Raw genomic sequence first — 12,950 nt, 5'->3', positions numbered from 1 at the left:
TGGCGATGAAAAATGGCATTCTGGCCCTGATTCTGGGCACCCTGACCTTTGCCGCGCTGGCGGATGAGAGCCAGGACAATCTGGTTAAGCGGGGAGAGTATCTGGCGCGCGCCGGTGACTGTGTGGCCTGTCACACCAGCAAAGGCGGCGCGACCTTTGCCGGTGGTCTGCCGATGGCCACCCCGATTGGCACCATCTACTCCACCAACATTACCCCCGATCGCACGACCGGTATTGGTGAGTACAGCTACGACGACTTCCAGAAAGCGGTGCGTCATGGCGTGGCGAAAAATGGCGATACCCTCTATCCCGCCATGCCTTATCCCTCTTACGCGGTCGTCAGCGATGAGGATATGAAGGCGCTTTACGCCTACTTCATGCATGGCGTGACGGCGGTGAAGCAGCCAAATCGCGACAGCGACATTCCGTGGCCGCTGTCGATGCGCTGGCCGCTGGCGATCTGGCGCGGAATTTTTGCGCCCGATGTGAAAGCGTTCCAGCCTGCCGCTCAGGAAGATCCGGTGCTGGCGCGCGGTCGCTATCTGGTTGAGGGGCTGGGCCACTGCGGTGCCTGTCACACGCCGCGCAGTTTCACCATGCAGGAGAAGGTGCTGACCAACGCCGAAGGCAACGACTATCTGGCGGGCAGCAGCGCGCCGATTGACGGCTGGACGGCCAGCAACCTGCGTGGTGATAACCGCGATGGGCTGGGGCGCTGGAGCGAAGATGACCTGCGTCAGTTCCTGCGTTATGGCCGTAACGATCAGACTGCCGCGTTTGGTGGAATGACCGATGTGGTGGAACACAGCCTGCAGCACCTGAGTGAAGCCGATATCACCGCGATTGCGCGCTATCTGAAGTCACTGGGCGCGAAAGATCCGCATCAGGCGGCCTTCAGCGTGGATGATGCCACCGCCAAAGCACTCTGGCGCGGCGATGACAGCCAGACCGGCGCGGCGGCCTATGTCGACAGCTGTGCGGCATGCCATAAAACCGATGGCAGCGGCTATAAGCGTTTTTATCCGGCGCTGCGCGGCAACCCGGTGGTACTGGCGGACGATCCAACCTCGCTGATTCACATCGTGCTGGTGGGCGGGCAACTGCCTGGCGTGAACGGTGCGCCATCGACCATTACCATGCCGGCATTTGGCTGGCGGCTGAACGATCAGCAGGTTGCCGATGTGGTGAACTTCGTGCGTAACAGCTGGGGTAATAAGGCGTCAGAACCGGTGACCGCGAAACAGGTCGCGTCGCTGCGTAAAGATGAGAAGGATCGTCTGGGCAGTGCAGACATCCGGGTGCTGGAAGGCAAATAACCCGTAAAAAGGCCGCCATCATCAGGATGACGGCCTTTTCTTTTAAATATTCTCCAGATCGATCCCACGGGTTTTCGGCCCGTAAATCCCTACCGACAGCATCACCATCAGCATGCTCAGCACGATGAACGTAATCACACCCGGCGTGCCGGCGTATTGCAGGATCACCCCGATTAAAATACTGCTGAATACCGTAGAGAGGCGGCTGAAGGAGTAGCAGAAGCCGACTGCCCGCGCCCGGATGTGGGTCGGGAAAATCTCGGTCTGATAGGCGTGGAAGCTGAAAGTCAGCCAGGCGTTGGACCAGGTAATCAGGAAGCCGCAGAGGATGAGCAGAACCGGCTGCGTCTGGAAGGCGAACAGCGTGCCGAATACCACCGTCATCAGCGATGACAGAACAATCTGCCACTTATTCTCCAGCTTGTCGGCATAGCGGCTGCAGATCAGCGATCCCAGCGGATAGGCCAGCGTGATAAAGAAGGCATAGAGCAGGCTGTGTGTCACCGTGGCACCGCGGCCTGACAGCAGCGCAGGCAGCCAGTTACCAAAGCCAAAAAAGCCGATCGCCTGGAAAAAGTTCATCACCACCAGCATCAGGGTGCGCTGGCGATAAGCGGGAGCCCAGATCTCACGAAAGCGCCCGCGTTTGGGCAGCTGGGCAGCCGCGTCATCGGGCAGGATAGCGGGCCCGGCCGGAATGCCGCAGCGCTGCTCCATCAACGATAACACCTCATGTGCTGTCTGATAGTGCCCCTGCTGCGCAAGCCAGCGTGCCGATTCCGGCAGATTTCTGCGCACCAGCCAGATCACCAGTGAACAGAGCGCGCCTGCGATCACGACCCAGCGCCAGCCTTCCAGACCGAACACGGTCTGCGGCACCAGCCACCACGACATCAGCGCGACGGCAGGCACCGATAAAAACTGCACGAAAAAGGCGTAAGCAAAGGCCCGGCTGCGCAGGTGGCTCGGCACCCATTCCGACAGATAGGTATCAATGGTCACCAGCTCGACGCCCAGCCCGATCCCCACCAGAAAGCGGAACAGAATGATCATCTCCGCGCTCTGCTGAAAGGCCATCAGCAGGGAAAAGAGCCCATACCAGAGCAGCGCACACATAAAGGTCAGGCGGCGGCCAAATCGGTCAGCGTAGGGGGCCAGCAGGCTGGCACCGAAAAAGAGGCCGAGAAAGGTGGCTGACGCAAACGCAGCCTGATCGGAGAAGCCGAGCACGCCCGCCTCACCGGTGTGAAAGACGCCCGCCGCCAGCAGGCCGGTGCTGATATAGCCGGTTTCAAACAGGTCGTAAAGTTCAAAAAAGCCGCCCAGCGCCAGCAGGGTGATAAAGCGCCATAAGCCAGCGGACGCGGGCAGCGCATCAATGCGCCCGGCTACGCTGTTGCGGGCCGCCGATGACGCGTGCATCGGCGGCAGGCGGGTGGAGTGAGTGGTCATATCAGCGTCAACCTCAGGCAGTGTGGGAAACACCCGCAGGCGGTTATGCAGAACGTCAACCGTTAGCAGGCGAAGAAATAGCAGAATAATCAATTCATCTGCCGTTGCCGAGAGGGGCGTTGCTGACGATTTAGCAACATACGTTGCAGGTTTTGCCATCCGTGGGCTTTTTCATGAAGCAGGCTGGGTGTACTATGTACTCCTCATGGAAGAGGCAGGAGTGAGCGATGAGTCAGGCAATTGAGTTTATCGAAACCCCGATGTTTACCCGACAGATAAAGCAAATCGCCACGGATGAAGAGCTTCGGGAGCTTCAGAGGGAGCTTATCGAGTCACCGGAGAAAGGCGATCTTATTCAGAAAACCGGCGGACTGCGAAAAATCAGGATGGCGACGGGCAATCAGGGTAAAAGCAGCAGCGCAAGGGTAATTTACTTTCTGGCTACCGCTGACGTGATTTACCTGATCATGGCTTATCCAAAGAATCTCAAAGAGAACCTCACGGATGCGGAAAAATCCGTGCTGAAAAAGCTGACACAAAGACTGAAAGAGGAGATATGACATGAGTTTTTTTGATGAGCTGAAAGCATCGCTGGAAGAGGCGGTGGAGATAAAAAACGGTGTCAGAGAACCCGCCCGTGTTACCCATTACGCGCTGGCAGATGTGAAGGCTATCCGGGCGCAGCTTAACGTCTCCCAGAGTGAAATGGCGGCGGCACTGGGAACCAGCCTTGATACGATAAAGAGCTGGGAAAGCGGACGCCGCAATCCGACCGGACTGGCAGCTAAAGTGCTGGCGACTATCCAGAAGAATCCCGCCTTCTTTCAGGAACTGGCTGCGCACTGACATAACTGCAGTGCCGCAGAAAACGTGCCAGCGTTTTGGCTGTATCGCTGGCACGGTGCCTTAAGGCAGTTGCGGCCAGACACCCGGCCCAATTGGTAGTCCCAGCCAGTACCAGGCGACCAGCAGCGCGATCCAGCTGATAAAGAACACCAGCGGATAGGGGAAGATCAGCACATAGTAGGTGCCGAGCTGCGCATCCTTCTGGTATCGCTGCAAAAAGGCGAGGAACAGCGGCAGAAAGGGCGACATCGGTGCCAGCGGCAGTACCGCCGAGTCAGCGATGCGGAAAATCATCTGGGCAAAGGCGGGATGGAAGCCGAGCAACATAAACATCGGCACGAACACCGGCGCCAGAATCGACCAGATGGCTGAGCCGCTGGCGATAAACATGCAGAGAAATGCCGACAGAAACATCAGGCCGAGAAATGCGGGCGCGCCGCTGACGCCTGCGCTCTCCAGCACGTCGGTCAGTCCAATCGCCATGAATTTGCCCATGTTGCTCCAGTTAAAGAACGCCACGAACTGCGACAGCGGAAAGACCATCACGATAAAACCCGCCATGCCTTTCATCGGATCGACCAGCAACTGCGGGATATCATCCGGACGGCGGATCTGCCGGGTGGCGACACCGTAGGCAATCGCCACCACAAAGAAGAACAGAATAATGATCGGCACAATGCCCTGAATAAATGGCGAGGGGATAATGGCACCGCTGGCGGGATTGCGCAGCGGCGCATGTTCCGGCATGACCAGCAGCGCCATCACGGCGATGAACAGTAGCGCGGCGATCCCGGCGGCCCGCAGGCCGCGGTTCTCCAGCGGCGTCAGCGCCGCCAGCTTTTCGCCGTTGCCCTGCCACTGCGGCAGGCGCGGCTCAACAAATTTGTCGGTCAGCAATGCACCCACAATCGTCAGCACAATCACCGAGGTGGCCATAAAGAACCAGTTATCGATGACGCTGACATGCACCGTATCGCTGACCGCTTTAGCGGCTTCGGTGCTGATACCTGAAAGCAGTACATCGGTGGTGACGATCAGCAGGTTGGCGGTAAAACCCGAGGCGACACCGGCGATGGCGGCCAGCAGGCCCGCAACCGGATGACGGCCCACCGCCAGAAAGATCAGCGCACCCAGCGGCGGCATCACCACCAGCGCCGCGTCCGAGGAGATATGGCTGAAAAAGGCGATGAACAGCACCATGTAGCTGGCGTAACGGCGGCTGACGCGTGACGCCATCTTAACCATCAGCGACTGCAGCAGGCCGACCTTTTCCGCCAGCCCGGCACCAATGACCAGCGCCAGAATCGACCCCAGCGGTGTAAAGCTGCTGAAGTTTTTGATGATGTTGGGCAGGATCCACTGCAGACCCGCGACGCTCAGCAGGTTATTGACCCGGACGATTTCGCCATTACCGGGGTTCTTCACCGCCAGATCCAGCGCACTGATAATGGCGGTTGCGACCATCAGTACCACAATCAGATAGACAAACAGTAAAAACGGGTTAGGCACTTTATTGCCTGCGCGTTCGATCCAGCTGAAGAGCCGGCCAGGACTACGGTTCTCGGAGGTTGCTTCCATGGTATGGGTTCTCTTCTTGTCGTCTTGTGACCCCCTTATCGATGGCGGCGCGGACTGACGCCGGTCGCGACAGGCGACAGGCGGTGAGTTCAGTTCCGGCCCCGCAGAATCAGGGAAGTGTTTGCACTCTTTTTATTCTGGTCCGCGTCAGCGACGCGGCCGCTGGCTCATCCGGCCAGTTTTGTGGGTGTGATCCCCGCAGGGATCGGGCAGTGATAGGGCTGCCCGGCGCGTACCTTCTGAAATTCGGCCTGGCACTCCGCCAGCGCCTGCTCATCCTGCAGCAGCGTGGTCACCGTCGCCGCCATCACTTTGCCCGCCAGCAACATGCCCTTATGCGCGATCGTGGTGCGGCCCTGCGCCACCAGTTGCCAGGTGTGCAGCGGCGTGCCGAAGGTAAAGCAGGGCGCAAAACACTGTGCTGTCGGCGTGACCCAGCTGACATCGCCGACATCGGTGGAGCCATAGAGCAGGTCGCGGGTGACGGCATAGGGCGCGACCTGATCCATAAACAGCCTCTCCCCCAGTTGCTCAGCCCAGGCGTGACCGGCTTCGCCACCGATACGGGCGGCGTTCAGGCGGGCATTACGCAGATCGTCATCGGTCAGAGTGGCACGCAGTTCAGCCGCGAACGCGCGCTCTTCGTCGCTATAGTCCGGCAAACCAAAGTGATGCAAATAGCGCTCCATGACCGCTTCCAGGGCGCGATTAGGCACATAGTCAGAGCAGGCTTTGTCAAAACGCACGGTCAGGGTCGTGTCCGTCATCAGGGCGGCACCCCGGGCAATATTGATCACCCGCTGATAGATCGCCTGCGCCTGTGGCAGCGATGGCGCGCGGATCAGGTAGAGCACCTCCGCATCGGCCTGCACCACATTTGGCGAGACGCCGCCGCTGTTGGTGATGGCGTAGTGCAGACGTGCCTCCTGTTCGATGTGCTCGCGCAGAAAGTTGGCCCCGGTATTCATCAGCGTGACGGCATCCAGTGCGCTGCGGCCCAGATGGGGAGAGTTAGCGGCATGAGCCGCGACCCCTTTGAAGCTGAACGCGGCCTGAATATTGGCGAGCGTGCGCAAATTGAACATGCCGCTGAAACCTTCCGGATGCCAGGTCACGGCGGCATCCACATCGTCAAACAGGCCCTCACGCACCATAAAGGTCTTACCCGATCCCCCTTCTTCGCCAGGGCAGCCATAAAAACGCACGGTTCCGCCAGCGTGATGCTGCTCCATCCAGGCTTTAACCGCACAGGCCGCCGCCACGCCGGCGGTGCCGAGCAGGTTGTGGCCGCAGCCGTGTCCGTTGCCGTTCACCTCCAGCGGTTCTGGCCGGGCGCATCCGGCCTGCTGGCTGAGACCGGCCAGCGCATCAAACTCCCCGAGGATGGCGATCACCGGTTTGCCGCTGCCGGCGCTGGCGATAAAGGCGGTGTCAATGCCGCCCACGCCGCGCTCCACGATGAACCCGGTTTCGGCCAGCGCGTCGGCCAGCAGGGCCGAGGAGCGGGTTTCGGCAAAGCGGGTTTCCGGCGTATCCCAGATGGCGTCGCTGAGCGTGCTGAAACGGTGCTGATGGCGGTCGATATAGTCGGCAATAAAGGCTTCCATCATCGTGTTTCACCATACTGCGCCTGATTGAGCGCCAGCGTCGCCAGCAGCGTGATGGCGTCCGGCATGACCTGCTCATCAAAGTCGAATCGGGCATTATGGTGGCCCGCCGCCAGGTCACAGCCGAAAATGACGTATGAGGCCTGGCCGCCACGCTGCCTGACCCGCTCCATCATATAGGTCGCATCTTCTGATCCTGCCGCCTGCGCTTTGCGATCGACCACGGAATCAAAGATACCGAGCGCGTCTGCCTGCTGGTGAATGAAGTCGACCCACGGCTGCGTCGGGGTGCAGCTGCGCGCCGCACCCATCAGCGTCACCTGCTGCTCAACGCCATACATCGCCGCCGCACCGGCAATCACCCGCAGCGCCTGCTGATAAATATCGTCGTTAACCTGATTGGTGATGCCGCGGGTTTCGACCTTCAGCAGGGCGCAGTCGGCGACCACGTTGCGGCCGGTTCCGGCCTGCAGCACGCCGACATTCACCCGCGCCACGCCGCCGCTGTGCTGGGCCAGGCCATGCAGGGCCAGCGTCGCCTGAGCCGCCGCCAGCAGGGCATTGCGTCCCTCCTCCGGGCGGCCACCCGCATGGGCACCGACGCCGGTGAAGTGGACATCCAGCTTGGTGGTGGCGAGAAAGCTGTCGCTGCCGCACACCACTTCGCCCGCCGGCACGCCGGTGCCAATGTGAATCGCCGTGAAGCGATCCACATCATCGACCACGCCCGCCGCTACCATCGCTTTCGCGCCGCGTACACCCTCTTCAGCAGGCTGAAAAATCAGTTTGATAGTGCCGCTGAGCCGCTCTTTCATCGCCATCAGCACCGAGGCAAGCCCCAGCCCGATGGTGGTATGGCCATCATGCCCGCAGGCGTGCATCATGTCCGCATTGCAGGAGGCGAACCCTTCCCGCTGCGGCAGATGATCGCTGGCCTGGCTCTCATTGAGATCCAGTGCGTCCATATCCACGCGGAAGCCCATCACCGGGCCGGGACGGCCGGTTTCCAGCGTCGCCACGATGCCGCAGAATCCGCCGGAAAAGTGGCTGATCCACTGCGGCAGCGCGCCCTGTTGTAACGCCCGCGCCTCCTGCTGTTTCAGCACGGCGGCGTCGGGGAGGCCCATCCGCGCCTCTGCGTCGATCACCTGACGCCCCAGCTTTAGCTGATAACCGAGCTGATGCAGCTCTTCAGCGACCAGCGTGGCGGTGCGAAACTCCAGCCAGCCCGATTCGGCGTAGTGATGGAAGTCACGACGCCACTGCTGAAGCTGCGGCAGCCTTGCACTGACGTGGTCGGAAAGGGTTTTCATCGGCTCTGTCCTCGTTGTTGGTTTTTTATGCACTGCTTCGAATCTACACAATGGAATTGCCGGGCATAAGATGCGAATATCTTGTGACTGATAAACAACGGTTATCACAAAAGTTATGTCCGCTAATCTCAAACTTCATCAACTGCGTGCGTTTGTTGACGTGGCGCGGCAGGGCAGTATCCGTGCGGCAAGCCGTGTTTCGGGGCTGTCGCAACCGGCGCTGACCAAAGCGATTCAGGAACTGGAGCGTGAGCTGGGGGCAAAGCTGTTTATCCGCCGCCAGCAGGGCGTCGTGTTAACCGATATCGGTGATAACTTTTTCCGTCATGCCAGCCTGGTGCTGGCGGAGCTGCGGGTCGCCGAAGAGGATATCCAGCAGCGGCTGGGGCGGGGCGGGGGGCAGGTGAATATCGGCATCGGCAGCAGCGTGGCGCGTACCGTTATGCCGCAGGTGATCAACCAGTTTCATCGGGAATATCCGCTGGTCAAGGTGCGCATCGTCGAAGGCCAGCTGGTGTCAATGGTGCATGAGCTGCGTCAGGGAACGCTCGATTTCACCATCAATACTTATGACCAGAGTCATCTCGATCAGGAGCTGATGTATGAGCGGGTGATGGAGCGGGAATATAAGGTGGTGGTTCGCAAAGGCCATCCGCTGGAAAAAGCCCGTTCACTGGCGGCGTTGCAGCAGGCGGACTGGACCATGCCGACGCCGAAAGGCAGCTATTACCGCCTGTTGCACGACCTCTTTGGCGAGCGCGGCATGGCACCCAAAATTGTGGTGACCTGTGAAACCTTTATGGCCTGCACCAGCCTGGTGGCGCAAAGCGATTTCATCAGCATTCTGTCAGCCGATGTGATTGACGATCCGGTTCTGGGACGGTCGCTGGTGGCGCTGACGCTTGACGAACCCCTGCCGAAAGCGATTTTTTATCTGATTCAGCGCAAGGAGACCGCGCTGACGCCCATGAGCAGCTATATGGCGCAGCTGTTTCGCCGTTATTGCCAGTAAAATCAGCGAGTAAAGTCGATCGTCTACACTCTTAAGGTACTGTAAAAATCCAACCGACAATATAGAGGTGAAGATGCAAGTCAGTCCTTATCTGTTTCTCTATGGCCGTTGTGAAGAGGCTATCGACTTTTACCTGCAGGCGACCGGGGGCGAGTTGCTCGCGAAAATGAAGTTTGGCGATATGCCGGATCAGGGAGAGCAGGTTGGCGATCAGTCCGCAGCGCCGCAGCCACCCGAGAAGATCATGCATGCGCAACTGCGTATTGGCGACGGCGAGCTGATGCTCAGCGACGGTAACACCGATCAGCCACCGGCGTCGGAACATGCCGGTTATGCGGTCAGCCTTTCCACCACCGATGTCGAAGAGGGTAAAGCGTGGTTTGAAAAACTGTCGGCAGGCGGCAAGGTGACAACGGAGTGGCAGGAGACTTTCTGGTCGAACGGCTTCGCCATGTTTATCGATAAGTTCAACATTCCGTGGCGCATCAATGTGGAGAAGTCGCAGGATTAAGCGGCTGACGGACGTCGCAGGACGCGACGCCATACCAGCAGAAACACAGGGCGGCGACGCGATGAAGCGCCGCCGCTTTACATCAGAAGTTGTAACCCGCCACCAGGTAGTAACCCCAGCCGGTCGATTTCAGCTCAAACGGCCCGTTGCCGAAGTTCACTTCCTGACCATCTGCCCACTGTCCGCCGTTGTGGAAATAACGCGCCACCGCAGAGAAGTGCCAGTGATCGTAGCCCAGTGACAGAATGTGGCTGGAGGCGATGGAGTTGCTGGTGCGTGATGCGCCGCCTTTATCGCGCAGATCGGAACCCCAGTCGAAGTTAGTGAAGCCGACATAGCCCAGATTACCGCCCCACAGCGTCGTGATCGGGACGAAGTATTTCACTTTGAAGCGATAGCCATCCCAGCTGTTCTCGTTCGCCGCACCGTAGTTTTCCCACTGATATTTGGCATAGACGTTCAGCGACAGGCCGACATCGCTGTGCGTATCGATATCGGTACCGAGACCCATATACCAGGTGTTCTGGCGGCTGTCGCTGTTGCGGCCCATATCGTAGATGTAGTTGTTAGCAAAATACCACTCTTTGAACGGACCAAACGCCAGGCTGGTGCCGGTCAGCTTGTCGATCGAGAAGCGCGGCTCAATTTCCATGAACATCGGGGAACCGTGGTCGAATACGCCGTTGGCGTTGCTGTTGCCGACGCCGAAGAAATTAGGTACGTCGAGATAGCCGTAAAAGTCGAACCACTCTTTTTTCGCAAACGCTTCATATTCCAGATAGACGTCGTTGTTGAACTGCGGTCCGAAACGGGTGTGGTAGCTGCCTACCACGTTAACGCTCTGATGCCACCAGTCAGAGAGATACTGCGGATCGCTTTCTGCGGCCTGCGCAGCACCACTCAGTGAACATGCCAGCACGGCACCTGCTATCAACGTTTTATATTTCATTATCATCAGCCACATGCTTTTGACCGCCGCACAGCAGACGCAGTCAGAGAGAAATCGGTCCCTGGAGGGAATGAGGATGTCAGCAAAAAACAGCCGGTTGTTCAGCCCGCGTAGCGTGCCTGTAACAGATCGATAGAAAATAGATTTTGCTCACGTTTGTCAAAAAGTGTTGCATTACAATTCAGCTAAAATGTGATGCACTTCACAATTAAGACCATGATCGAACGGAACCAGGCAACCGTTTACGTTGTCTGGTTCGTGATCAAAAAGGCGGGATCAGGGAAAAGTGACGCGAACCTGCAAACCACAGATCGCACCCTGTGGGGTCAGACAGTTGGAAAGGGCGACGTGAATCTGATGTTTCTGAGCGACGTTACGCACGATGGATAATCCCAGCCCGCTGCCCTGGGCTTTCACGTCAGGCGAGCGGGTAAAACGATCAAACGCGCGCTCGATAAAGGATTCCGGCATGCCTGGCCCGTTATCGACAATATCGACCACCGTTTTGCCCGCGACCCGATGCAGCAGCACATCGACCAGACTCCCTTCCGGCGTGTGCAACATGGCGTTACCAATCAGGTTGTCAAACAGGCTGCGCAGCTCAGAACGACTGGCCTGCAGACGATACTGGGCAGAGCCGTTAAAGCCGATATCGATGCCGCGCTTGTCTGCCACCACCATCAGCTGCTCAATGCTCTCCTTGAGCAGATCTTCCAGGTCAATATGCTCGACGCTGGCGACCACACTCTGGTCATCCTGGCGCGACACATTGAGTAGCTGTGTGACCAGATGACGGGTGCGCGTGACGCCCGCTTCCAGCTGGCTGAACTGCCGGCTCGCTTCGCCCGGCTGGATATACTGCCGCAGATTCTCCAGCTGTAAGGTCACCGCCGTTACCGGGGTGCGCAGTTCATGGGCGGCGTCCTCCAGGAACTGACGCTGAGAGGACCAGGCCTCGCGCAGTTTACTCAGCAATGAATTATAGGCAGCCACCAGCGGCAGAATCTCATCCGGCAGCCCCTCCGGCGAGACGTTGTGCGGATGATGGGTCTCCTGCGCCGCGATCTGACGCGAAGCCACCTGCAGATCGCGGGTGATCTTGCGAACCACCAGCCAGATCACCAGCAGCGACAGCGGCATCATCAGGATCATCGGGATAATCGCCGCCAGCGCCCGCTTGACCATCGTGGACTTCATGTAGCTGAGGTTGTGCATGACCTGAATGGTTTTGATCGCGCTGCCGGGCAAACCGGGCCGGGTATAGATCCGCCATTCACAGTCGCCGCACTGGCCGACATGCACGTCGCGGTAACCCCGCTGGTTCTGTAACGGGGCCGCCAGCTCCGGCCAGGAGCTGGCACGCAGCTGTCCGCGGTCGTCCCACAGCTGAACCACAAACGCGCTTTTCGCTTTATCCGGCGCAATCAGCATCGGCATCAGGGCGGGCATCTGCTTATTGGTGGACCAGGCGTCCGCGATTTTTGCCAGCTGATCGTCCTTCATCGTGCCGACCATATCGCCGTAGCAGCTGAAGAAATACCAGGTGACGCCACCGATCATCAGCAGATGAATAATCAGCAGCGTAGAGAGCAGTTTATTACGCAGCGAGCGCATAAAGGTGAAGGGTTTCATATGGCCGGAACCCGCCAGCCCAGGCCACGCACGTTGCGGATCACGTCATTATCCAGCTTGCGGCGCATGCCGTGAATCAGGACATCCACCGCGTTGCTGCTGACTTCATCGCCCCAGCCATAGATGCGGTTTTCCAGCTGCTCGCGCGACAGAATGGCACCGGGCCGCTCCAGCAGGGCGTAGAGCAGGGCATACTCGCGCGCGGTCAGCTGCTCGCGCTGACCCTTATAGAGCACTTCGCGGGTCATCATATCCAGCTGAACATCCCCGCTGCCCAGCACCGAATCTGCCGCGCCGTGGCGGCGTCGGGTAATGGCGCGCATCCGGGCCATCACTTCCTGGAGGTCGAACGGTTTAAGCAGGTAGTCGTCAGCGCCGCTGTCGAGCCCCTGAATGCGCTGCGCCACCGTGTCGCGGGCAGTCAGAATCAGCACGGGCGTGGAGTCGCCGCGCCCGCGCGCCCGGCGCAGCACCTGTAACCCGTCATCGCGGGGTAAGCCGAGATCGAGCAGCACGCAGCTGTAGCCGCCTTCGCTCCAGGCATTGTGGGCAAAGACGCCATCGCGCACCCAGTCCACCGACCAGCCCGCGCCCTCCAGTGCCTGCTGCAGGTTTGCACCGATCATTTCATCATCTTCAACCAGTAACACGCGCATGGCTGATCTCCTCTGCAAAGATGGGAGAGAGTTTACTCATCAATTGTTAGGCCAGAATTATCCGCCTTCACACTTCCC

General features: G+C 59.1%; 12 protein-coding genes. 5 read left to right on the top strand and 7 right to left on the bottom strand.

The features are described 5' to 3' along the window. Positions 1–5: 5 nt before the first annotated feature. Positions 6–1,316 carry a cytochrome c gene (locus HFD92_RS10620; RefSeq protein ID WP_058957011.1) on the top strand — a complete coding sequence of 437 codons (1,311 nt, stop codon included), beginning with the start codon at positions 6–8 and terminating at the stop codon, positions 1,314–1,316. A 42-nt stretch (positions 1,317–1,358) separates the two neighbouring features. Here HFD92_RS10620 and HFD92_RS10615 read toward each other — a convergent pair whose 3' ends face one another. Next, positions 1,359–2,768: an MFS transporter gene (locus HFD92_RS10615; protein ID WP_111208682.1), complete on the bottom strand. Its 1,410-nt coding sequence runs from the start codon at positions 2,766–2,768 to the stop codon at positions 1,359–1,361. Positions 2,769–2,995: 227 nt separating this feature from the next. Here HFD92_RS10615 and HFD92_RS10610 point away from each other — a divergent pair, with 227 nt between their 5' ends. Beyond that, positions 2,996–3,328 (top strand): type II toxin-antitoxin system RelE/ParE family toxin, encoded by a 333-nt coding sequence (locus HFD92_RS10610; RefSeq protein WP_111208669.1) that lies wholly within the window; start codon positions 2,996–2,998, stop codon positions 3,326–3,328. 1 nt (position 3,329) lies between these two features. Further along, the gene (nadS, locus tag HFD92_RS10605; protein WP_009092561.1) at positions 3,330–3,614 is read left to right on the top strand and encodes a NadS family protein; all 285 of its coding nucleotides are present in this window, start codon (positions 3,330–3,332) and stop codon (positions 3,612–3,614) included. A gap of 60 nt (positions 3,615–3,674) precedes the next feature. On the opposite strand, the gene abgT is transcribed toward nadS, so the two are convergent. The 3 genes from abgT to HFD92_RS10590 form a co-directional block, all read right to left on the bottom strand. Further along, positions 3,675–5,192, bottom strand: coding sequence for a p-aminobenzoyl-glutamate transporter (gene abgT / locus HFD92_RS10600; RefSeq protein WP_111208668.1), 1,518 nt, complete (start codon positions 5,190–5,192; stop codon positions 3,675–3,677). Between the two features lie 167 nt (positions 5,193–5,359). Then, a complete protein-coding gene (locus HFD92_RS10595; protein ID WP_111208667.1) occupies positions 5,360–6,802 on the bottom strand; it encodes a M20 family metallopeptidase in 1,443 nt (480 codons plus the stop codon). Then, complete coding sequence (locus HFD92_RS10590; RefSeq protein WP_167428905.1) at positions 6,799–8,112, bottom strand: amidohydrolase; 1,314 nt, start codon at positions 8,110–8,112, stop codon at positions 6,799–6,801. The genes HFD92_RS10595 and HFD92_RS10590 overlap by 4 nt, the downstream gene beginning before the upstream one ends. A gap of 115 nt (positions 8,113–8,227) precedes the next feature. Here HFD92_RS10590 and HFD92_RS10585 point away from each other — a divergent pair, with 115 nt between their 5' ends. Together HFD92_RS10585 and yjdN are read left to right on the top strand one after the other, a co-directional pair. Then, a complete protein-coding gene (locus HFD92_RS10585; RefSeq protein WP_009092555.1) occupies positions 8,228–9,124 on the top strand; it encodes a LysR family transcriptional regulator in 897 nt (298 codons plus the stop codon). Between the two features lie 73 nt (positions 9,125–9,197). Continuing rightward, positions 9,198–9,635, top strand: coding sequence for a VOC family metalloprotein YjdN (yjdN, locus tag HFD92_RS10580; protein ID WP_009092553.1), 438 nt, complete (start codon positions 9,198–9,200; stop codon positions 9,633–9,635). An 82-nt stretch (positions 9,636–9,717) separates the two neighbouring features. Here yjdN and HFD92_RS10575 read toward each other — a convergent pair whose 3' ends face one another. From HFD92_RS10575 to HFD92_RS10565, 3 genes are all read right to left on the bottom strand, one after another. Further along, a complete protein-coding gene (locus tag HFD92_RS10575) occupies positions 9,718–10,584 on the bottom strand; it encodes a nucleoside-specific channel-forming protein Tsx (protein WP_150028751.1) in 867 nt (288 codons plus the stop codon). A gap of 276 nt (positions 10,585–10,860) precedes the next feature. Continuing rightward, positions 10,861–12,216: a HAMP domain-containing sensor histidine kinase gene (locus tag HFD92_RS10570; protein WP_111208666.1), complete on the bottom strand. Its 1,356-nt coding sequence runs from the start codon at positions 12,214–12,216 to the stop codon at positions 10,861–10,863. Further along, the gene (locus tag HFD92_RS10565) at positions 12,213–12,872 is read right to left on the bottom strand and encodes a response regulator (RefSeq protein WP_009092548.1); all 660 of its coding nucleotides are present in this window, start codon (positions 12,870–12,872) and stop codon (positions 12,213–12,215) included. Before HFD92_RS10565 ends, HFD92_RS10570 begins: the two co-directional genes overlap by 4 nt. Positions 12,873–12,950 lie beyond the last annotated feature (78 nt).

Source organism: Pantoea sp. EKM101V, from assembly GCF_011800325.1.
GTDB classification, from domain to species: domain Bacteria; phylum Pseudomonadota; class Gammaproteobacteria; order Enterobacterales; family Enterobacteriaceae; genus Pantoea; species Pantoea anthophila.
This window is presented reverse-complemented; position numbering and strand designations above follow the sequence as displayed.